The sequence below is a fragment of the Nitrogeniibacter aestuarii genome (genome assembly GCF_017309585.1).
Taxonomy (GTDB): Bacteria; Pseudomonadota; Gammaproteobacteria; order Burkholderiales; family Rhodocyclaceae; genus Nitrogeniibacter; species Nitrogeniibacter aestuarii.
The window spans coordinates 3,269,387-3,291,146 of record NZ_CP071321.1 but is presented as its reverse complement, the minus strand read 5'-3'; the positions used below and the strand labels follow the sequence as shown (position 1 = coordinate 3,291,146).

Here is a 21,760-nt window from a genome sequence, read left to right as displayed (position 1 = left end):
GCGCTGGCGCGTCCTGTCAGTTACACAGAAACAGTGAGGGAGTAGGCATGAGCGATAGTCATATCAAGGTTCCCGCAGAAGGGCAGAAAATCGTCCCGGGGCAGCCGATTCCGAACAATCCGATCATTCCGTACATCGAGGGTGACGGCATCGGTGTGGATATCACGCCGGTCATGATCAAGGTGATCGATGCCGCGGTGAACAAAGCCTACGGCGGCGAGAAACAGATCCACTGGATGGAAGTGTATGCCGGTGAAAAATCCACCCAGATCTACGGGCCTGACGAGTGGCTGCCCAAGGAAACCTTCGACGCCCTGAAAGAATTTGCCGTGGCCATCAAGGGGCCGATGACCACGCCGGTGGGCGGCGGCATCCGTTCCCTGAACGTCGCTCTGCGCCAGGAGCTGGATCTCTACCAGTGTGTACGCCCGGTTCGCTACTTCACCGGTGTTCCGTCTCCGTTGAAGGATCCGTCGAAAGTGGACATGGTGATCTTCCGTGAGAACACGGAAGACATCTACGCCGGCATCGAGTGGGAGCCCATGAGCGACGGGGCCGGGAAGGTGATCGCCTTCTTGCAGAATGAGATGGGCGTGAAAAAGATCCGCTTTCCCGAAACTTCGGGTATCGGCATCAAGCCGGTGTCGAAGGAGGGTACGGAGCGACTGGTCCGTGCCGCCATGCAGTATGCGATCGACAATGACCGCGCGAGCGTGACCCTGGTGCACAAGGGCAACATCATGAAGTTTACCGAGGGCGCTTTCCGCGACTTCGGCTACGCTCTGGCCAAGAACGAGTTCGGGGCGGTCGAGATGGATGGTGGCCCGTGGTGCAAATTCACCAATCCGAAGACCGGCAAGGAAATCATCGTCAAGGATGTCATTGCTGACGCCTTCTTGCAGCAGATTCTGTTGCGTCCCGCTGAATATGACGTGATCGCCACCCTCAACCTCAATGGGGATTATGTGTCCGACGCGCTGGCGGCGCAGGTCGGTGGTATCGGTATTGCTCCGGGCGCCAACATTTCGGACAAGTACGCCGTGTTCGAGGCGACGCACGGGACTGCGCCGAAGTATGCCGGTCTCGACAAGGTGAACCCTGGCTCGCTCATCCTCTCTGCGGAGATGATGCTGCGTCATCTGGGCTGGACGGAGGCGGCCGACCTGGTCATCAAGGGCATGGAAGCGGCCATCGGCGACAAGCAGGTGACCTACGATTTTGCACGACTGATGGACGGTGCGGACGAGGTGTCCTGCTCCGAATTCGGCGATGCAATGATCGCACGCATGTAAACGCCATGAAGGTCGTAAGCCCCCGTTCCGGCGGGGGTTTTTTATTGTCCGGGGTATTTGATATGGCTGAAAAGCTATGACGTTTGAGATATGATATGCAGATTTTTCGGCGCCCCGGTTGGCGCCGAGCCAAGTTGCTTGTTCATATCGATCATAACGAGGTCCCCCTGATGAAACTCACCGTTGTCGCTTCGCTTGTCTCTTTGTTGCTGGTCTCTGCCTGCGCCACTCAGCCGGCACCCAAGGCCGATCCTCAACCCGCGCCCGAGCCGGTTGTCACCCTGCCCATGGATGAACTCATGGCGCAGCTCGAACCGCTGGAGCAGATGGGCCTGACCGTGGAAAAGACGGACAGCGGGATGCGCGTCGTCATGCCCGGTGCAATGGCCTTTGCCTCGGGTAGCAGCGAGATCGATCCGGCTGCATACGAAGCCCTCGACCGCGTCGCCACGGCGATGACCGCCTTGTCCGCAGCCCGGGCCGACATCGTGGGGCACACCGACAGCGCAGGGCGCGCCAGCTACAACCAGCGCCTGTCTGAAGATCGTGCTGAAGCCGTGCGTGCCTATGTTGCCGGCAAAGGGGTCGAGACGGCGCGCATGAGTGCGTCAGGCAAGGGTGAAGCCGAACCGATCGCCGACAATGCCACGGCCGAGGGCCGCGCCGCCAATCGTCGCGTTGAAATTTCCGTGACGCTCAACTGACCGAGCGCGACTGGTTCATAGAAAAGGCCGGAGCGATCCGGCTTTTTTCATGAATGAAGCGGATTCAGATCAGGCCTTCGAACATCTGCACATCGACAGTCTCGCCGGCGGAGACGCTGAGGCGCCCTTCGGGCAGGACGATGAAGCAGTTGGCATCGGACATCGAGCGCAATACGCCAGAGCCCTGGGCGCCGGTGGGTTCGACGACGGCCTCGCCGTTCTCGAGACGGAAAATGGCGCGGATGAACTCCATGCGCTTGGGCGCCTTCCGGATGTCAGCCAGGCAGCGCGCGGGATGCGTCGGGCGGGCGGGCAGAGGGCTGACGCCCATCAACGCAAGCAAGGCGTCCTGGACGAACTGGTAGAAGGTCACCATCACGGCCACGGGATTGCCCGGTAGTCCGAAGAGCCAGGTCTCGCCAATACGGCCGAAAGCCATCGGCCGGCCGGGCTTGATGTTGAGCTTCCAGAAATCCACCTGCCCCATGCGGTTCATCATCTGCTTGATGAAATCGGCTTCGCCCACCGACACGCCTCCGGAAGTCAGGATGACATCCGCAGAAGCCGAGGCGTCGGCAAAGGCTGCCTCGAGCGCATCGGGCTGATCGGGAATGACGCCCATGTCGATGATGTCGCAGCCCAGGCGCGTGAGCACCCCGTAAAGCGTGTATCGATTGCTGTCGTAGATCTGTCCCTGTGCGAGCGGCTTTCCGATCGAGGCCACCTCGTCGCCAGTCGAGAAGAAGGCCACCCGCAGGCGACGCACCACGTTGACCTCCGCGATCCCCAGTGAGGCGATCAGTCCGAGCTCTGCGGGGCCGACCCGGGTGCCGGCGCTGAGGGCGGGTGCATCCTTGGTGAGGTCTTCGCCCGCGCGCCGGATGTTGGCACCGGCCTTGATCGGCTCCTTCAGCGTCACGGTGTCGCCGTCCGCGTCAGTGAACTCCTGCGGGATGATGCAATCCGCGCCGCGCGGCACCATGGCGCCGGTCATGATGCGCACGGCCTGACCGCTCCCCACGATGCCCGAGAACGCGTTACCCGCGAAGGCTGTGCCGACCACTTTCAGCGTGGTGCCGTTGTTGCCGCAACAATCGGCACTGCTGACCGCATAACCATCCATTGCCGAATTGTCATGCGCGGGTACATTGTGCGGTGCAATAACATCTTTGGCCAGAACTCGTCCCAGTGCATCACGAATGGCGACGGTTTCCCAGCCTCGGATCGGCGTGATTGCTTTCGCAATGGATTCACGGGCTTGATCAACAGAAAGAGGCGCCTGGGGCGCAGTGCTCGGAGCGGATGTGTCGTTACTCATTCGGATTCCGTTTTCATGGGCGAGGGTTGGATGGTATCGCTTGTGCTGCGGTGCGTCGAATCATGAGCGTATGGATTGTCCTGAAAGCACCGTGGTTACAGGCTTTGTGACGTTGACAATGTTGCGTTTCACGTTATGCTGACACCACGTTCGCGGTGCTGCAACCAAAGACCGCGTGAGGGAGAGAGAGGCGCCCTCCAGTTTTTTTGCGAGGCGCTATCCAGAAAAGTAGACAACGGTCCAGAAGAGACCGGAGGTGCTTTTCGTTTCGGGTAGCGCTATCCAGCTGGAGAGATAACGGTCCGACAGAGACCTCGCCGACGATATGAATATCCAAGAGGAATCGGTCGATGCAGAAATCACTTCATATTGACCCCGCCAAGTGCACAGGCTGCCTGCAATGCGAAATGGCATGCTCGCTTGAGCACCACGGGGTGTTTAATCCCTCCAAATCCCGGATCAAGGTCTTCAACTTCGAAGACGAGGGCCGCAAGGTGCCGTACACCTGTACGCAGTGTGCCGAGGCCTGGTGCATGACGGCCTGTCCGGTCGATGCCATCACGCTCGACGCCAGTACGGGCGCCAAGATCGTTCATGAAGACATCTGCGTGGGTTGCAAGGTGTGCACGATTGCCTGCCCGTTCGGTACGGTGAATTACATGGCCGACGCCGGCAAGGTCCAGAAGTGCGATCTGTGCGACGACAATCCTGCCTGTGCGAACGCCTGTCCGACCGGTGCGATCACCTACATCGACTCGAGCTGGACCGGTCTGGACAAGATGCGTCAGTGGGCTGCCAAGTCCCAGACCGCGTAAGGAGGATTGAAAAATGGCATGGAACCGCAAAGTCCTCCGCGTCAACCTGACCGAAGGCACCTGTAGCTCCGAACCCCTGAACATGGAGTGGGCCGATCAGTACCTCGGCTCCCGTGGTCTGGGCACCAAATATCTGGTTGAAGAAACCGACCCGAAGGTCGATCCTCTGTCTCCGGACAACAAGATGATCATGGCGACCGGTCCGCTGACCGGCACCATGGCATCCACCGGTGGCCGCTACACCGTGATCACCAAGGGGCCGTTGACGGGCGCCATCGCCTGTTCGAACTCCGGTGGCTTCTTCGGCGCCGAAATGAAGTTCGCCGGCTGGGACATGATCATCTTCGAGGGCAAGTCTCCGAAGCCGGTCTACCTGTATGTCGAGAACGACAAGGCCGAACTGCGCGATGCGTCCCACCTGTGGGGCAAGACCTGCTGGGAAACCGAAGAGACCATCAAGGAGCACCTGCAGGATCCGCTGGTGCGTGTCTGCTCGATCGGCCGTGCCGGTGAAAACCTGGTCCTTTATTCGTGCATCGTGAACGACCTTCACCGTGCAGCGGGCCGTTCCGGCGTGGGTGCCGTGATGGGCTCCAAGAATCTGAAGGCCGTTGCACTGCGCGGCACCAAGGGGGTCGGTGGCATCAAGGACCCGAAAGCCTTCTTCAAGGCAACTGAAGACGGCAAGAAAGTGTTGTCCGAAAACGCCGTGACCGGCGAAGGTCTGCCGACCTACGGTACCCAGGTCCTCATGAACGTGATCAACGAGATCGGCGCGCTGCCGACCCGTAACCACAAGGACATTCAGTTCGAGGACGCCTCCAAGATCTCGGCAGAAGCCATGCACGAGAAGCGCGAATCCGACGGCAAGTCACAGCTGATCACCAATGCAGCCTGTTTTGCCTGCACGATCGCCTGCGGTCGTATCTCGCAGATGGACAAGGATCACTTCACCGTCAAGAACAGCCCGAAGTATTGGGGTGCCTCAGGCGGCCTCGAGTACGAAGCGGCCTGGGCGCTGGGCGCCGCCAACGGTGTGGGCGATCTGGAAACCCTGCAGTACGCCAACATGCTGTGTAACGAAGACGGCATGGACCCGATCTCCTTCGGCGCGACCATCGGTGCAGTCATGGAACTGTACGAAATGGGTGTGCTGACCAAGGATCAGATCGGCATCGAAGCGCCTTTCGGTTCTGCCGAAGCGCTGGCCAAGATGGCGGAAATGACGGCTCAGGGCGAAGGTTTCGGCAAGGAAATCGCTCAGGGTTCCGCGCGTTTGTGCAAGAAGTATGGCCACCCCGAGCTGTCCATGAGCGTCAAGGGCCAGGAGTTCCCGGCCTACGATTCCCGCGGCATCCAGGGCATGGGTCTGACTTACGCAACGTCCAACCGCGGTGCCTGCCACCTGCGCAGCTACACCGTGGCTTCCGAAGTGCTGGGCATCCCGGTCAAGACCGATCCGCTGACCACCGATGGCAAGCCTGAGCTGGTCAAGGCGTTTCAGGATGCCACCGCGGTATTCGACGCGGCCGGCATCTGTGTCTTCACCTCTTTCGCCTGGACCCTGACCGACGTTCAGCCGCAGGTCGCAGCTGCATGCGAAGGCGACTGGTCCCTCGAGAAGCTCAACGAAGTGGGCGAGCGCATCTGGAACATGGAGCGTCAGTACAACCTGGCGGCCGGTTTCACGAAGGCAGACGACAACCTGCCGCCGCGCCTGACCACGGAGCCGGCACAGGCGGGTCCCGCCAAGGGCCTGGTGAATGGCCTCGACAAGATGCTGCCTGAGTATTACTCGATTCGCGGCTGGACCGAAGAAGGCGTTCCGACTCAGGATACGCTCTCCCGTCTGGGGCTGTAATCCTTCAGGCTGCTCAATAACCCCGGCCGCGACGCCTCGTCGCCGCCGGGGTTGTCGCGTCGCGGGCAGGGGGTCAAACTGCCAGCACGCCACTCCAAGTGAGGACAACACTCATGAAACACGTAATTTTGGGGAACGGCCCCGCGGGTGTCGTCGCAGCGGAAGCTCTGCGCGCCCAGGACAAGGATTGCGAAATCCTCATGGTGGGCTGCGAAGGTTTGCCGCCGTACTCCCGCATGGCGATTCCGTACCTGCTTGAAGAAAATATTGACGAGCACGGCACCTACCTGCGTAAGAAGAAAGGGCATTTCGAAGCGCTGCGCATCGATCAGAAGAATGCCCGCGCCGCCTCGGTCGATGCCACGAAGAAAATGGTGCACTTTGCGGACAACAGCGTCGAATCCTACGATCGACTGCTGATCGCGACGGGTTCTCACCCGGTGCGTCCACCCATTCCGGGTCTGGACCTCCCGCAAGTGCAGAACTGCTGGACGCTTGAAGACGCTCGCGCCATTGCCAAACTGACCAAACCGGGTAGCCGTGTGGTCCAGCTCGGCGCCGGCTTTATCGGCTGCATCATCATGGAAGCCCTGGCCAAGCGTGGCGTTGAGCTGACCGTGGTCGAAATGGGCGACCGGATGGTCCCCCGCATGATGACGCCCAAAGCTGGTGGCATGATCAAGCAATGGGTGGAAGAGAAGGGCATTCGGGTGCGCACCGAGGCCAAGGTCGAGAAGATCGAGCCGGTGGGCGCCGCGCCTGCGGCACAGCAGGAAAGTAGCGGTTTCTTCAGCAAGCTGGTCAACACGCTGACCGGCGGGGGCAGCAAGGAAACCCCGTCGGCACCGGCCGCTCACGAGGGTCCGGTTTCTGTCACCTTGTCGACGGGCGAAGTGCTGGAGGTGGACGTGGTCATCGTGGCCGCGGGCGTCAAGCCGAACATCGACTTCCTGGAAGGTACCGGAGTGAAGGTCGAAGGCGGCGTGATCGTTGATGCCGGCATGCGCACGAATGTGGCCGATATCTACGCCGCAGGTGACGTGGCCGCTGGCCTAGATTTCTTCACCGGCGAGCCGATGGTCTCCGCCATTCAGCCGAACGCGGCTGATCAGGCGCGCGTCGCTGCGGTCAACATGACCGGTGGCAACACCGAGTTGCCGGGTGTGCTGGCGATCAACGTGCTCGATACCCTGGGTCTGATTTCTACGTCCTTCGGACAGTGGTGGGGCGACGAAGATGGCGATAGCGTGGAGCTGGTTGAAGAGTCCAAATATCGCTACATCAGCCTTCAGTTCAAGGGGGACGTGCTGATTGGGGCAACCTCCATCGGCCGTACCGATCACGTCGGCGCGTTGCGTGGCCTCATTCAGGGGCGCCAGGAACTGGGTGAATGGAAGCAGCGTCTGATGGAAAATCCGGCGGCATTCTACGAAGCCTACATTGCCGTCACCCAGCCGACCGCACTGGCCCGGAACGTTGCATGAAGATTGCCTTCAAGCTGTTCGCGACACTGACGGATTATCTTCCGCCAAATCGCAAGGGCAACGTGTTGTCGCTGGACGTTGACGAAGGCACGACGGTGCAGGACATGATCGACCGGTACAACGTACCGGAACGTCTGGCCCACCTTGTGCTCGTCAACGGCGTGTTCGTGGCCCCTTCGCAGCGGGCCAAGCATGTGCTTCGGGAGAGTGACGAACTGGCCATCTGGCCGCCAGTCGCTGGCGGCTGATCGTGTTCACGCCTGAATCCCTGGCGTCATTCGAACGTGAAGTCGGGGCGACCCTGACCGAGTTCGAACGCAGTCTCGAAAAAGCCGCCCCGGGCGCCGTCACTGTGCTCGGGGCTGGCGTTTTTGAAGTCGATTGCGATAATGTCACGCTTCGCATGGATGCGAAGCCGGTGGCACCCCGGCGTATCGGCCTGTTCGTGTTGCCGGTGCTCAAGGTGTCCTATCAATTCTCGGGAGGCGACGAGAAAGCGCGCAAGGCGCTGCTCGACCATCTCGATAGAGCGATGCAACGAGGGGGAGGCTAAGACCGCTTGGACGGACTGACGCAGGCTTTCATAGATGCGTTCGCCCTGTTAGGTGGATTTGATTATCGGGTTGCTCAGATCGTCTGGCTGTCCATTCAGGTCAGCGCGACGGCGGTCTTGATCGGTACGCTAATCGGGCTACCACTGGGTGCCTGTCTGGCAGTCGGGCGTTATAGCGGCAAAGAGATAGCGGGCGTCTTGATCAACGGCTTCATGGGCTTGCCCCCGGTCGTTGTCGGGGTTGTCGTCTATCTCGCCCTGTCTCGCTCAGGCCCCTTCGGGTCTTTCGGTCTGCTCTACACGCCGCAGGCCATGATCATCGCTCAGGTTGTGCTGGTGGTGCCGCTCATGGCGGCCATTTCGCGCCAGACCATTGAAGACGCGTGGCGTACCTACGAAGAAGAACTCACCGCCCTGCGTTTCAGCTGGTGGGGCATGGTGAAGGTGCTGCTTCACGACTGTCGCTTCTCCCTTATGGTGGCCGTGCTTGCCGGACTGGGGCGCGCCATGTCCGAAGTGGGCGCCGTCATGATCGTGGGCGGCAACATCGACCGCTTCACCCGTGTCATGACCACCACCATCGCCCTTGAAACCAGCAAGGGCGATCTGCCTCTGTCGATTGCGCTGGGCATCGTGCTGATGAGTGTCATCCTGCTCATCAATGGCGCAGCATTTGTTCTGCGTACCTGGGTCATGAGGCGTTTCGGATGAGCCTCTTTCCCTTGCGCCTCGATCAGGTCCGCTTTCAGCCCAACGGGCGCACCGTCCTCGATGGTGTCGATCTCGAACTCTCGGACGAAGGCATCACCATCATTCTCGGCCCCAACGGCGCAGGTAAAAGCGTCTTGCTGCGCACCTTGTGCGGGCTGCTTGTGCCGACCGGTGGCCATATCGACTGGGGCGGCTGCCCTTTTGATGGAAGGCACATCGGCATGGTGTTTCAGCACCCCATGATGTTGCGCAGTTCCGTGCTGGACAACCTCACCCTGGGCATGCGCCCTCGCGGGATCGGCAAGGCGGACCGGGAGCGGCAGGGCATGGCCATGCTCGAACGAATCGGCCTGGCGGATCGCTGGAAGGACAATGCACGTCGTCTTTCCGGTGGCGAGCAGCAGCGACTGGCCCTCGGGCGTGTCTGGCTGACCCAGCCCCGTTTGCTGCTGCTCGATGAGCCGACCGCGAGTCTTGATCCCTCGGCGGTCGAGGCGGTCGAGCGCATCGTCCGCGAGATCCGCACGGAAGGGGCCAAGATCGTCATGACCACACATAACCTCGGTCAGGCAACGCGTCTGGCCGATGACATTGTTTTTCTCGCCGAAGGCAGGGTGCGCGAGCACACCGCCGTCCGCACGTTTTTCACCCATCCGGCTTCGGAAGAAGCCAAGCGATTCATTGAAGGAGAGCTTCCATGGCACGTCACTTTCTGAGCCGCCTTGCGGTTGGCCTGTTGGTAAGCGCGGCGGCACTCACGGCACACGCCGATGAGAGCATTACCCTGGCCTCGACCACGTCCACCCAGAATTCAGGCCTGTTCGACTACATTCTGCCGATCTTCGAGAAGGAGACGGGCATTGGCGTCAAGGTGATCGCCCAGGGCACCGGCAAGGCACTGGACACCGGTCGCCGTGGCGATGCCGATGCGTTGCTGGTTCATGACCGCGTCAAGGAAGACGCTTTCGTGGCAGAAGGTTCGGGCGCTTACCGCAAGAACGTGATGTACAACGATTTCGTCATCGTCGGGCCGAAGAGCGATCCGGCCGGCATCAAGGGCATGAAGGATGCGACCGCGGCGTTCGGCAAGATCGCGCAGAGCGGTTCTGCCTTTGCGTCCCGCGCCGACAAGAGTGGCACCAACGCCGCAGAGAAGCGTTTCTGGGTGGCCACGGGCGCTGGCGTGCCGGAGGGCAAGGACTGGTACAAGGAGACTGGCTCCGGCATGGGCGCGACCCTGAACACGGCAGCAGGGATGGATGCCTATACGCTCACGGACCGCGGCTCCTGGGCCAACTTCAAGAACCGCCAGAACCTCGACATCCTGGTCGAAGGCGACAAGAAGCTCTACAACCCGTACGGCGTGATTCTGGTGAACCCGGCAAAGCATCCGCACGTGAAGGTCGAGGCCGCTGAGAAGTTCATCAACTGGATCACCTCCGACGCAGGCCACAAGGCCATCGCTGACTACAAGCTCAACGGTGAGCAGCTGTTCTTCCCGCTCGAGGCGGAGTGATCGAATCTGGCAGAAGCCTTTCGCCGTATGGTGTGTGCCCGGCCGCGTGCCGGGCTTTTTTTCGTGCTCACAAAAAAAGCCCCCGCAACAGCGGGGGATCAAAGAGGATGAATGAGACAAATCGTGTAATCAGTTGGTGATGATTTCCGGGCCCATCATCAGGGTCGGCAACCAGGTCGACACCCACGGCACGTAAGTCACGATGATCAGGAACACGAACATGATCGCCACCCACGGCAGGGCCGCCTTGACCACGTTCATGACCGACATCTGGGCCACGCCTGCCGTCACGAACAGGTTCAGACCCACCGGTGGGGTGATCATGCCGATCTCCATGTTGACCACCATGATGATGCCCAGATGGATCGGGTCGATACCCAGCTGCACCGCAATCGGGAACACCAGCGGCGCCACGATGATGAGCAGGCCCGACGGCTCCATGAACTGGCCGCCGATGAGCAGCAGCACGTTCACCACGATCAGGAAAGCAATCGGACCGAAACCGGCCGAGAGCATGGCCTCGGTGATGGCCTGTGGGACGCGCTCTTCGGTCAGCACATGCTTGAGGATGATGGCGTTGGCGATCACGAACATCAGCATGATGGTCAGCTTGCCGGCCTCGAACAGGGTGCGCTTGGTGTCTGGGTGCCAGAACACTTCAACCACCTTGATGGCCACATTGCGCTTGTTCTCCGGGTCGGCGAACGGGCCCATGTCGCGGTACACGTAGTTGGCAATCAGGAAGGCATAGACTGCCGCCACTGCGGCGGCTTCGGTCGGGGTGAAGATGCCGCCGTAAATACCGCCCAGAATGATGATGATCAGGAACAGGCCCCAGGCCGCCTCACGCGCCGCACCAAAGACCTCACCCCAACCCGGGAAGGGCTGCTTGGGCAGGTTCTTCACCCGCGCGGTGATGTAGATGGCGGTGATCAGCATGGCGCCGGCCAGCAAACCCGGAATCACGCCACCCAGGAACATCCGGCCCACCGAGACATCGGTGGCAGCGGAATACACCACCATCACGATCGAGGGCGGAATCAGGATGCCCAAGGTGCCGGCGTTACAGATCAGGCCGGCGGCGAATTCCTTCTTGTAGCCTGCCTGCACCATACCTGCGATGACAATGGAGCCAATGGCCACCACCGTGGCCGGCGACGAGCCGGACAGGGCAGCGAACATCATGCAGGCCACCACCGACGCGATCCCCAGACCGCCGCGGATGGAGCCGACCAGTGCAATGGCGAAACGAATGATCCGGTTCGCCACGCCCCCGGTGGACATGAAGCTGGAGGCCAGAATGAAGAACGGGATGGCCAGCAGCGTGTAGTGGCCGTCGAAGGCCGAGAACAGAGTCTGGGCGACGCCGGCGAGCGATGCATCGGAATGCATCATCAGGAACAGCATGCTCGACAGACCCAGCGAAATGGCAATGGGCACACCGATCAGCATGAAACCGATCACCATGCCGAAGAGAATCAGGATATCCATGGATCAGGCGCCCTTGTTCTGACCGTCGCTCATCTTCTGCAGAGCACGATCGGAATTGTGATGATGGCCGTCTGCGTGTGCATCGACCGCTTCTTCAAGCATTTCTTCGACTTCGTGAGAGGCGATCAGCGAATCACGCTGGTTGGTCACCACCTGCCAGCCGGCCTGCAGAAATCGGTAGACCAGCAAGGCCATGCCGAGCGGCAGTGCGAAGTAGGGGATGAAGCGCGGCAGCTTCTCGTAGTGCTCGCCCTCGTTCAGCCAGGGTTCGATGAAGCGCAGAAAGTCGAGCATCGGAATGTCGTTGGTCTCCATCCAGACGCGCTCGGTCGCGAACGGGTACCAGTAATCCCAGGCGCCTTTGAGCAACATCAGCGAAAAGGCGAGACAGGCCACCACGGTTGCCAGTGCGGCGATCTTTTTCAGCGGCGCCGGCAGGATGTTGACCACCACATCCACGCCGATGTGGAAGGTTTTTTTCACCCCATAGGAAGCGCCCACCAGCACCAGCCAGGCGAAGAGCACCACGGTGACTTCCAGGGCCCAGAGGACGTTGTCGTTGAATACGTATCGCGCCACCACGTTGGCAAACGTGATGATGGTCATCAGACCCAGGGCGACGGCAATGAAGGTCTCTTCAATGCTTTCGACCGCGCGGGAAAAACGGCTTTGCGCTCCTGTCATTTCCCTCTCCGAAGTTTGTGTTTTGGTGTGTCGGGCCAAAAATATGCGCGGAGGCTTGTGGCCTGCCGCGCACGAGATGTTTCAGCGCGGGGGGCTGGCCCCCGCAACCGTGATCAGCCGTTGTTGGCTTTCTGCGCGGCTTCCATCAGGTCGGCGCCGATGTCGCCTTCGAACTTCTTCCACACCGGCTTCATGGCCTCAACCCAGGCTTGACGCTGTTCCGGCGTCAGGGTGCGGATCACGGTACCGGTCTCGGCCACCTTGGCACGGTTTTCTTCGTCGACTTTCTTGACGGCCGCGTTACGCTCGGCGGTCACTTCATTGACGATCTTCACCAGCTGGTCGCGAGTGGCCGGCTCCAGGCTGTCGAGCCACTTGGTGGAAGTGACCACCATGTAGTCGAGCACGCCGTGGTTCGATTCGGTGATGCCGTCCTGCACCTCGAAGAACTTCTGACCGTAGATGTTGGACCACGGGTTTTCGCAACCGTCGATGGTCTTGGTCTGCAGCGCGCCATACACTTCGCTGAAGGCCATCTTCTGCGGGTTGGCACCGAGTTGCTCGAACTGGGCGACGAGCACGTCAGAGGCCTGAACGCGGAACTTCAGGCCCTTGGCATCTTCCGGTTTGATCAGCGGCTTGTTGGCGGACAGCTGCTTCATGCCGTTGTGCCAGAAGGCCAGACCCTGCAGGCCACGGCGCTTCATGGAGTCCTTCAGCTTCTGGCCGTCTTCGGAGTTCTGGAAGCGGTCGACCGCGTCGATATCGGTGAACAGGAAGGGCAGATCGAAGATGCGGAACTTCTTGGTGAATTTCTCGAACTTGGACAGGGAGGGGGCCGCCAGCTGAACGTCGCCGTTGAGCATGGCTTCGAGCACCTTGTCGTCGTTGTACAGGCTGGAGTTCGGATACACCTGCATGCAGGCCTTGCCGTTCATCTCCTCGTTCACTCGCTTCTCGAGCAGGGAGGCGGCGATGCCTTTCGGATGCTTGTCGGTGTTGGTCACATGGCTGAACTTGATGACGATTTCACCGGGGTCGCAGGCGCCCTCGGCTTGGGCGACACCGGTGGTGCCGGCCAGAACGGCAGCTGCTGCAATTGCGATCATATGCTTGCGCATGAGTACTCCTCCTCAATGGTGCGAACTGGCTCTGCCCTGCTCGGGCACGCCGCTGCCGCGTGTATTCACACGGCGCCTGGTTGGTCTTGTCCATCAGGCCTGCGCATGGTCTTCCTTTTGGCCGCGCGGGTGAATACGTAATGTCACTTATCTGATATAGAAGACCCGGCCCGTGCCCGCCACGCGGGTATACGCGCAGTCCTGCAAACCCGCGGCCGATCCTCAATGCACCATCGAGAGCAGGGCAGAGAAAACACCGGTGAGCGATTCGCCCGCAATCAGGCCTGCCGAAGCGGCGATCGCATAACGCGTCGCCCATGCGGGGCGCCAGCGCGCCAGCAACGCCACGAGCACGGCCCCAAGGCACATCATGATCGAGATCGATGCCGGGATCACGAAGGCCAGCCCAAGGGCGACCGCACTGGGCAAGCAGCGTCTGCGGGCCGGTGGCAGAACGCCCTCGGCGATGGCAATGAACATGCCGGTCAGTGTACCGATGAGCATGGCCGGGCCGGCGCCTTGCGGTACCGCTGACCAGCCGACCGCGAGGGTTTCGGCCACGGCTTTCCAGGTGGCGACGGCCGGGGCCGGCCAGGTTTCGGTCAGCAGCAGGGCCGGGTCGGGAATCAGCACCAGATACACCAGCACCCCAATCACGCTGCCCGTGAGGACACCCAGGCATTGAGCGATCACCTGTCGGTCCGGACTCGCGCCGATGCCGTGGCCGGTGCGAAAGTCGTTGAGCAGATCGGCGCATTGACCCGCGGCACCGCCAGCCACGTTGGCCGGCATGAGGTTGGCAATCGCCTGCCCCGGTGCGAGTACGCCGAACCCTAACTGCGAGACCTTGCCGATAGCGCCGATCGGCGGTATGCCGGTGTCGCCCACGACGCGGGCCGCCACCGTCGCCAGCAGAACCGCGAAAGGCACCGCCAGGATGGCCAGCCATAACGAGATATCGAACAGAAGAACTTGCAGCATCACGGTGAGAACCGTCGCCAGCGCAAAGCCGGCGACCGGTGGCCATCGCCATGAGAGAGTTGCTTCGCTCGCCGGTGTCCGGGTAGATCCAGCCCTGGATTGGAGTGCCCGACCCAGTTGAATGGCGAAGCTGGTGAGGCTGGCGCCAACCATGAGCGCCACGCCGGGCCATAACAGCCACTCGACCAGGGGGCCGAACAGGCTGCCGGCGTCAGTCTCCGGCACCACGATCCAGCCGACCTCAAGCAGCCATGGCGCCAGCCCCGCCCATGCAACGACGGCCCCCGCGAGCAAGGAGAGGCCGACCCGAAGGCCGATGATGCCGCCGAAACCGACCAGCAGGAGCGACGGCTCAAGGGTGAACGTGAACTTGGCCCAGAGTGCCGAGGGGGACCAGCGCGGCAGGGCGACGACAAAATCGTTGATGGCCTTTGCGCTGGCCGAGAGGGCGCCTGCAGCGGCGAGCACGACAATGCGGCGGATGGCTTCCCTGCCATGGCCAAAGATGTCGTCGAGAGTTTCGAGCGTGGCCATGCCGGCAGGAAATCGCAGTGCGCTGCGCACGACCAGCATGGGGCGCAGATACCAGGCCACCCAGATGCCGAGAAAGCTCACGGCGAACACCCAGGCCATCATGGGGCCCACGGTCATCGGATCGCCCGTGATCAGCGCATGGGCCGGAATGGGGGCCACCAGCCCCCCCGAGATGATCGAAGCCGCGGAGGAGGCCGTGGTCTGGCTGATATTGCTTTCCTTGCGCGTCCACTCGGGGGCGCCGCGCGTGGCGCTCAGGGTGCGCCAGAAACCGAAGCCCACCAGCAGGGCGATGATCGACATGTTGAACGACCAGCCAATCTTGAGACCCGCATAGACGTTGCAGGGGGTGAGGGCGGCACCCAGCAGCAAGCCGGTGAGCAAGGCGCGCAGGGTCAGTTCGCGTTCCTGAATCATTGGTCCAGCATACCGCCATGAGCTGAACGATCAAGGTGCATCCGTAAAAACGGCGACCCGCAGGCCGCCGTTCATGTTGGAGCACCGCCAGTTCAGTGCAGCTTCACGTGCGGCTCGGTCCGGCGCAGCACGAAGCGGCCAATGGTGTCGAGCAGCATCTTGAAGTAGCCGTGCAGGGCGATCAGGTGCATCTTGTAGAGCGACTTGTACATGACCTTGGCAAACAGGCCCTGAATCTTCACATTGCCACCGATGATGCCGCCCATCAGGCTACCCACCGCGCTGTACTTGCCCAAAGAGACCAGGGATCCGAAATCCTTGTACTTGTAGGCTGGCAGTGGCTGGCCATCCAGGCGAGCCCGCATGCTCTTGATGAGCAATGACGCCTGCTGATGTGCCGCCTGGGCGCGGGGCGGCACGAAACCGCCCTCGGGCCGGGCGCAGGCCGCGCAGTCACCGAGCGCAAAAATGTTGTCGTCGGTCGTGCTCTGCAGGGTGTCGCGCACGACGATCTGGTTGATGCGGTTGGTTTCCAGGCCGAGATTGGCTAGAAAGGCCGGGCCCTTTACGCCCGCCGCCCACACCTTGAGTTCGCTCGGGATGACTTCGCCATCTTCGAAAACCACGCCTTCTTTCGTGATCTCTGTGACCTTGCGGCCGGTCAGGACGTCCACGCCCAGCCCGCGAAGCAGGTCGGCCACGCCGTCGGAGAGCGGCTCGGGCAACTGCGGCACGATGCGCGGGCCCGCTTCGATGAGGGTGAGCTTGACCGTTTTGTCGAAGTCCAGACTGTCGAGGCCGAACGAGGCGATTTCGCGGGTTGTCTTGTGCAACTCGGCCGCCAGTTCCACACCGGTGGCTCCAGCGCCAATGATGGCCACATGCAGCTGCCCCGGGCGCAACTCGCCGTGCTGCGAGTTGGCGCGCAGGCAGGCATTGATCAGTTTGCGATTGAACTTGACGGCCTGTTCAGCCGAATCCAGCGCAATGGCGTTCTCGGCCACGCCCGGCGTGCCGAAGTCGTTGCCGGTACTGCCCACCGCCAACACCAGGGTGTCGTAGGGCACGGCACGGCGTGGGGTGATTTCGTGGCCGTCTTCGTCGAGAGTCGGCGCAATGAAGATGCGCTTGCTCTCGCGGTCCAGCCCGTCCATGGACCCGTTGAAGTAGCGGAAATTATGCCAGCGGGCCTGGGCCAGGTATTCCAGCTCGTCGTCGTCCATGTCGAGGCGGCCGGCGGCGACCTGATGCAATAGCGGCTTCCAGATGTGGGTGCGGTTGCGGTCCACCAGCGTAATGTTGGCCTGGCCCTTGCGACCCAGCTTGTCACCGAGTTGCGTCGCCAGTTCAAGACCGCCGGCGCCGCCGCCCACGATCACGATCCGGTGCAGATTCGGATCTGAGGTGCAGCGCGCGTCGGGCACATGGATGCCATTTTCGTTACTCATGCTGTAACTCCCTGAAGAGGTTTAATAATTTTTTATGTTGGTGCGCATCTTACGAGGGATTAAAACGGATGTATAGGAAAAATTGTGCAGTGCACCACGTGCCGTTACACCCACTTTCCCAGTCGTTTCACCCTCCTGCGCTTCTCCCTCTTGGCAGGAACGGGCAGGGTGCCGGCATCGTGACCGACACACCGCTTGCCGCCGTCGACTATAGCCGCGACGTTGCGCCAGGGGTAAGGGTTCGATAGCATCCCCGGCGCATGCAGGCGAGACGCGCACCGAGCGATCCTGCTACCCGGCTCATCCACCACATCAGAAGACGCCATGCAGACCATCGAAGAGATCAAGGCCGCATTTCGCGCTGGCCGCCAACGCGAGGCGCTTGCTGCCTGTGATGCCCTATGTCAGGCAAACCCGGCCGATGTGGCGAACAGGAAACTTGCGGCCACCATGTATGGTCTGGTGGGGGACTACGCAGCCTCCGCACAGCGCATGCGGGATGTGCTTGCCGTGACGCCTGACGACACGGAGGTGCTCTTCAATCTGGGCGTATGCGAGCGCGAGATGCGCAACTTCGAGGCGGCCAGGGCCTGCTACCTGAGCTACACCCAACGGCATCCTAAAGAATGGGAAGGGTGGGTCAATCTGGCAGAGTGCCAGGTGCAGCTTGGCGAGGCGAAAGCGGCCGTGGCCTCGGCAGACAACGCCCTCAAGATGAATCCGAAAGCAGTGCCAGCCCTGATCGCCCGGGGCGATGCGCAATTGCTGCTCAACCAGAACGAAGACGCCCTCAAGAGTTTTGACCGGGCCAAGGCCATTGTTCAGAGCGCGGCGATCATGCTCAAGACGGCAACGGCGCTGGTCCGGCTGGGGCGTCACGACCAGGCGCTCGACCGGATGGGCAAGGCCCTCAAGCTGGATGCCGATTTTCATCCCGCCCGCTTGCAGCGTGCAGAGCTGTTCGCCAAGCTGGGCCGCACGGAAGCGGCGCTCACGGATTACAAAGCTTATCTCGCCGCTGCGCCCGACAATGAAGAAGTGCTCAAATCCGTCACCGAAATGCTTGTGGGCATGCGTCGGGGGCAGGAGGCCATTGATCTGTGTCGCCAGGCGCTGACGAAGAATCCCGACAGCCTGACCGCCAAGCTCGGCATTTCATGGGTTATTGACCGCGTTGTGCCTAACTGGCACGTGCCGATGATGAACGAGCACCGGCGAAACAATGCCTACTTCGAGGGCATGAAGACACATGTCAGTGACGGCAAGCTCGTCTTTGAAATCGGCGCCGGTTCCGGGCTGCTGTCGATGATGGCCGCACGGCTGGGCGCGCGACGGGTGGTCACTTGCGAAGGAGCCCCCATGATCGCTGAGAAGGCGAAGTCAATCGTTGCCACCAATGGGTTTGCCGATGTGGTGACGGTGCTGTCCAAGCCTTCGTTCGAGGTTCAACTGCCGGAGGAGCTTCCGGAGAAGGCCGACGTGCTGGTGCACGAGATCTTCTCCAGTGGCCTGATCGAAGAGCATGTCCTGCCCGCGCTCGAAGATGCCAAGGCCCGCTTGCTCAAGCCCGATGCGGCGATCGTGCCTGCGCGCTCAAGCCTGATGGTCGCGCTCGTCGGTGGCGAAGGGATGGCCAACTACTTTCATGTGAGCGAGCCTTTCGGGTTCGACATACGTGCATTCAATGAAATCACGCCGAAGAAGTTGCCGGTGTTTCGCGCCGATCTCGATCCTCAGCTGCTCAGCGACGCGGTCGAAGCGTTTCACTTCGACTTCGTACGTGACAGCCAGTGGCCTGCCGAGCACAAGACGATTGAAGTCACGGCCACGCAGGCCGGTGTGGCGTACGGCGTGATTCAGTGGATCCGGCTCGACATGGACGGCAGCACCACTTACGAGAATCATCCATTGGACAAGGTCCCGGTGTCGGGCTGGCAGCACATGTTCTATCGCTTCGATGAACCGCTGGTTCTCGAAGCGGGACAGACGGTGCGGCTGTCTGCAGCACATGACCGTGCGACGCCCTGGTTCGATCTGGCGACGGACTGATTCACTTTCTCTCGGAGCGGGCTTGCCCGTCCTGACTGGACACCATGATGCAAGACCTGCCCCAGATCGACGCGGACGAAGAAAACGCGGTTGCCCGCCGTAATGCCGTGCTCTACGCCGCTTGCCAGGCCTTCGGTGGCGCGGTGGGGCCGATCAATATTGCGCTTGGGGGTCTGGCGGGCAGTTACCTGCTTGGCGTGGACAAATCGCTGGCCACCTTGCCGGTCAGCGGCTACACCCTGGGGATTGCGCTGGGTGCGTTGCCGGCGGCCGCGCTCATGCGCCGCGTCGGTCGCAAGGCCGGGTTCATGGCCGGGGCGGTCGTCGGGATTCTGGGCTTGTTGATGGCCGCCTGGTCATTGTCGATACAGGCCTTCTGGCTGTTCGGCCTGTCGCTGCTGGCCAGCGGTGTTTCCGGCTCTTTCGTTCAGCAGTATCGATTTGCCGCTGCCGACCGTGGCACGAGCAGCTTCAAGGCGAAGGCGATTTCGTGGGTGCTGGTGGGCGGGGTGTTTGCCGCGATTCTGGGCCCCCAGGCCGTCATCTGGACAAAGGATCTGTTGTTGCCGACGCCCTTCGCCGGTGCCTTCCTGAGTGGAACGGCGCTGCTTGCCGTCACTTTGGTGGTGTTGGCGTTCCTGTCCCCGTCGACGCCATCCGGTGCGGGGGGCAGTGCGGCGACCCGTCCGGCCCGGCCCCTCGGGGAGATCATGCGCCAGCCGCGTTTCATGGTCGCTGTCCTGTGCGGTACGGCGTCGTATGCGCTCATGAGCCTGGTCATGACGGCTGCGCCCTTGGCGATGATCGGCTGTGGTTTCACGGCGGAAGACTCGACACTGGGTATCCAGTGGCATGTTCTCGCCATGTTCGTGCCCAGCTTTTTCACCGGCAATCTGATCAATCGTTTCGGCAAGGCGCCCATTGTGGCGACCGGTCTGCTGATCCTGGTCGCGTGTGGTCTCCTCGCACTCGCAGGTGTGGAACTCATGCACTTCTGGGGGGCGCTGATCCTGCTGGGCATCGGCTGGAACTTCGGTTTCATCGGCGCAACCGCCATGGTGACCGAGACGTATCGGGCAGAGGAGAAGGGCAAGGCTCAGGGGGCCAATGACTTCATTCTCTTCGGGACCGTCGCCTTTGCGTCTTTCATGTCAGGCCAGATGCTTAACCACTGGGGTTGGGGGTCTGTGAACTGGACGATTTTCCCTGTGGTCGTGATCAGTCTGGCCGCGCTGATCTGGCTCGCACGGCTTGAGCGACGCGCTGCAACGTGACCCATTTCACATTAGAAAAGGGCTTTATACTCAAATCAGAACATTCGTTTGGTGCGACGCAGCACGCTGTGCTTGAATGAACCTGACCAAAAATTTTCTCGTCTCGTGAATGGCACGAAAACAGCCCTTAGAGGGCGCCGCCGGGACGAAGTCAGGATCTTTTATTCAGGAGTACAGCCATGAAAACCACTATGACTGCAATTGCAGCTGCCAGCATTTTTCTTGCTGCCGGTGCCACGACGGCGTCTGCCGAGTCGAGCGAGAACTACGGCAAGCGTGTGAGCGCCATCGAGCAGGTTGCCGCCTCCAAGGCCGGTTCCTACGAAGTGTATATTGACGTGCCGACCGGCTTTGCCTTCGTAAACACCATCGATGGCTGGACTTTCACCCGCAAGGTCAGTGCCGAGGCACTGGCGGCCGAGAAGAGCGCCCAGCTGGCTGCTGCCGAGATGTAATTGGCGCCATGCCAGACAGAAACGGCGACCCTCGGGTCGCCGTTTTCTTGTCTACACGCCCTGCTGGCCGCGCACCAGGCTCATGATCTGGTTCATGTCGAGGGATTTCGCTTTCTGCTCGATCTGCGGCAGGTACTGCGCCTGCATCTGCTTGGCGGGGCCGAGCAGATTCTGGAAGGCGTCGCGCAGCATGTCGGTGCTCATGCTTCGGCCCCCGGCGTAGTAGCGCTTGGCCACCTGGCCGAGTGCATAGGTGGTGGCAAACGAGAACGCCATCCCGGTGGCCGCACCGCCAAGTTTTCCAAAGGTTTTGCCTGCGGCCTTGCCCAACAGACCGCCAATGAGTTTGCGACCGAATTGCTCCAGGTATTGCGAGGTCAGGCCGACGCCCGCGGCGGCAATGAATTCCTTGATGTGCCCTTGATCCAGTTCGACACCATGGGCCTGGCCGATCGAATACACCATGCGTATCTGCATGGGAATGATGGCCATCGAGGCCCAGCTCTGAGGCAGCAATTCGAGTGCGCCATTGAGCAGTGCAGTGTTGAGGATGTTTCTGTCCAGCGCCTCATCGTCGATGCTCGGGGTGGGTGAGGGCATCGGAGCAGCTTCGGCGGCCTCGACCACAGGCCCGATATCGCCTTCGATCGCGGTGCTCTGCGATGTGTCGAGGCCCAATGCCATGCGCAGTTCGTTGAGGAACTGACGTTCAGACGCCGAGATCCGGCCATCGGCCTCGCAAACACAGACGGCCATCTCGTAGGCGTACTGGCGTTCGCCAAGTTCGGTCAGCTCGCCTGCCGCAGCGCCGACGCTCAAACGGCCGAGCAGTACGTCCTGATACAAGCGGGGCAGGTTCAACCGGGTGTCGTCATTCCCGATTGAATCGGCAATGCCGCGCACGGCCTCACGTTCCCGATCATCCTTGACGCCGTCGGCGAAGGCGGCATGCAGGCTGAGTGCGAGCAGGGCACGTTGGGCTTGGGGTGTCATGAGGCGTCCTTGGATCAGTGTTGACGGGATGCGGAACGGGTTTCTTCCATGCCCTGATG

At 61.4% G+C, this 21,760-nt stretch carries 20 protein-coding genes; 13 read left to right on the top strand and 7 right to left on the bottom strand.

The genetic code is table 11. The features are described from left to right. Nucleotides 1-47 precede the first annotated feature (47 nt). Together icd and J0W34_RS22290 are read left to right on the top strand one after the other, a co-directional pair. The gene (icd, locus tag J0W34_RS15320; RefSeq protein WP_230969358.1) at nucleotides 48-1,292 is read left to right on the top strand and encodes an NADP-dependent isocitrate dehydrogenase; all 1,245 of its coding nucleotides are present in this window, start codon (nucleotides 48-50) and stop codon (nucleotides 1,290-1,292) included. A 170-nt stretch (nucleotides 1,293-1,462) separates the two neighbouring features. Then, nucleotides 1,463-1,996, top strand: a complete 534-nt coding sequence (locus tag J0W34_RS22290; protein WP_331001522.1) for an OmpA family protein — start codon at nucleotides 1,463-1,465, stop codon at nucleotides 1,994-1,996. Between the two features lie 64 nt (nucleotides 1,997-2,060). On the opposite strand, the gene moeA is transcribed toward J0W34_RS22290, so the two are convergent. Continuing rightward, nucleotides 2,061-3,314, bottom strand: coding sequence for a molybdopterin molybdotransferase MoeA (moeA, locus tag J0W34_RS15310; RefSeq protein WP_230969357.1), 1,254 nt, complete (start codon nucleotides 3,312-3,314; stop codon nucleotides 2,061-2,063). Nucleotides 3,315-3,664: 350 nt separating this feature from the next. Between moeA and J0W34_RS15305 the strand changes: the two genes are divergently transcribed. The 8 genes from J0W34_RS15305 (at nucleotide 3,665) to J0W34_RS15270 (ending at nucleotide 10,254) form a co-directional block, all read left to right on the top strand. Beyond that, complete coding sequence (locus J0W34_RS15305) at nucleotides 3,665-4,129, top strand: 4Fe-4S dicluster domain-containing protein (protein WP_230969356.1); 465 nt, start codon at nucleotides 3,665-3,667, stop codon at nucleotides 4,127-4,129. Nucleotides 4,130-4,142: 13 nt separating this feature from the next. Continuing rightward, nucleotides 4,143-5,990, top strand: a complete 1,848-nt coding sequence (locus tag J0W34_RS15300; RefSeq protein ID WP_230969355.1) for an aldehyde ferredoxin oxidoreductase family protein — start codon at nucleotides 4,143-4,145, stop codon at nucleotides 5,988-5,990. Nucleotides 5,991-6,103: 113 nt separating this feature from the next. Next, complete coding sequence (locus J0W34_RS15295; protein ID WP_230969354.1) at nucleotides 6,104-7,474, top strand: NAD(P)/FAD-dependent oxidoreductase; 1,371 nt, start codon at nucleotides 6,104-6,106, stop codon at nucleotides 7,472-7,474. Continuing rightward, a complete protein-coding gene (thiS, locus tag J0W34_RS15290) occupies nucleotides 7,471-7,722 on the top strand; it encodes a sulfur carrier protein ThiS (RefSeq protein ID WP_230969353.1) in 252 nt (83 codons plus the stop codon). Before J0W34_RS15295 ends, thiS begins: the two co-directional genes overlap by 4 nt. Before the next feature lie 2 nt (nucleotides 7,723-7,724). Continuing rightward, a complete protein-coding gene (locus tag J0W34_RS15285) occupies nucleotides 7,725-8,027 on the top strand; it encodes a hypothetical protein (RefSeq protein WP_230969352.1) in 303 nt (100 codons plus the stop codon). Nucleotides 8,028-8,033: 6 nt separating this feature from the next. Next, nucleotides 8,034-8,738, top strand: a complete 705-nt coding sequence (locus tag J0W34_RS15280; protein WP_227817592.1) for an ABC transporter permease — start codon at nucleotides 8,034-8,036, stop codon at nucleotides 8,736-8,738. Continuing rightward, nucleotides 8,735-9,454, top strand: coding sequence for an ATP-binding cassette domain-containing protein (locus tag J0W34_RS15275; protein WP_227817591.1), 720 nt, complete (start codon nucleotides 8,735-8,737; stop codon nucleotides 9,452-9,454). Before J0W34_RS15280 ends, J0W34_RS15275 begins: the two co-directional genes overlap by 4 nt. Continuing rightward, nucleotides 9,436-10,254 carry a substrate-binding domain-containing protein gene (locus J0W34_RS15270; RefSeq protein WP_230969351.1) on the top strand — a complete coding sequence of 273 codons (819 nt, stop codon included), beginning with the start codon at nucleotides 9,436-9,438 and terminating at the stop codon, nucleotides 10,252-10,254. The genes J0W34_RS15275 and J0W34_RS15270 overlap by 19 nt, the downstream gene beginning before the upstream one ends. Before the next feature lie 129 nt (nucleotides 10,255-10,383). Here J0W34_RS15270 and J0W34_RS15265 read toward each other — a convergent pair whose 3' ends face one another. From J0W34_RS15265 to J0W34_RS15245, 5 genes are all read right to left on the bottom strand, one after another. Then, a complete protein-coding gene (locus J0W34_RS15265) occupies nucleotides 10,384-11,745 on the bottom strand; it encodes a TRAP transporter large permease (RefSeq protein ID WP_227817589.1) in 1,362 nt (453 codons plus the stop codon). A 3-nt stretch (nucleotides 11,746-11,748) separates the two neighbouring features. Next, the gene (locus tag J0W34_RS15260) at nucleotides 11,749-12,429 is read right to left on the bottom strand and encodes a TRAP transporter small permease (protein WP_227817588.1); all 681 of its coding nucleotides are present in this window, start codon (nucleotides 12,427-12,429) and stop codon (nucleotides 11,749-11,751) included. A 113-nt stretch (nucleotides 12,430-12,542) separates the two neighbouring features. Continuing rightward, nucleotides 12,543-13,550 (bottom strand): TRAP transporter substrate-binding protein, encoded by a 1,008-nt coding sequence (locus J0W34_RS15255; protein ID WP_321573676.1) that lies wholly within the window; start codon nucleotides 13,548-13,550, stop codon nucleotides 12,543-12,545. Between the two features lie 222 nt (nucleotides 13,551-13,772). Then, nucleotides 13,773-15,482 carry an OPT family oligopeptide transporter gene (locus J0W34_RS15250; RefSeq protein ID WP_230969350.1) on the bottom strand — a complete coding sequence of 570 codons (1,710 nt, stop codon included), beginning with the start codon at nucleotides 15,480-15,482 and terminating at the stop codon, nucleotides 13,773-13,775. 92 nt (nucleotides 15,483-15,574) lie between these two features. Next, the gene (locus J0W34_RS15245) at nucleotides 15,575-16,930 is read right to left on the bottom strand and encodes an NAD(P)/FAD-dependent oxidoreductase (protein WP_227817586.1); all 1,356 of its coding nucleotides are present in this window, start codon (nucleotides 16,928-16,930) and stop codon (nucleotides 15,575-15,577) included. Nucleotides 16,931-17,254: 324 nt separating this feature from the next. On the opposite strand from J0W34_RS15245, the gene J0W34_RS15240 reads away from it, so the two are divergent. From J0W34_RS15240 to J0W34_RS15230, 3 genes are all read left to right on the top strand, one after another. Further along, the gene (locus J0W34_RS15240) at nucleotides 17,255-18,979 is read left to right on the top strand and encodes a tetratricopeptide repeat protein (protein WP_227817585.1); all 1,725 of its coding nucleotides are present in this window, start codon (nucleotides 17,255-17,257) and stop codon (nucleotides 18,977-18,979) included. Between the two features lie 44 nt (nucleotides 18,980-19,023). Beyond that, complete coding sequence (locus J0W34_RS15235; protein ID WP_230969349.1) at nucleotides 19,024-20,253, top strand: MFS transporter; 1,230 nt, start codon at nucleotides 19,024-19,026, stop codon at nucleotides 20,251-20,253. A 179-nt stretch (nucleotides 20,254-20,432) separates the two neighbouring features. Beyond that, on the top strand, nucleotides 20,433-20,708 hold the full coding sequence (locus tag J0W34_RS15230; protein WP_230969348.1) for a hypothetical protein: 276 nt from the start codon (nucleotides 20,433-20,435) through the stop codon (nucleotides 20,706-20,708). Between the two features lie 51 nt (nucleotides 20,709-20,759). Here J0W34_RS15230 and J0W34_RS15225 read toward each other — a convergent pair whose 3' ends face one another. Then, nucleotides 20,760-21,701 (bottom strand): DUF533 domain-containing protein, encoded by a 942-nt coding sequence (locus J0W34_RS15225; protein WP_230969347.1) that lies wholly within the window; start codon nucleotides 21,699-21,701, stop codon nucleotides 20,760-20,762. Nucleotides 21,702-21,760: the final 59 nt, after the last annotated feature.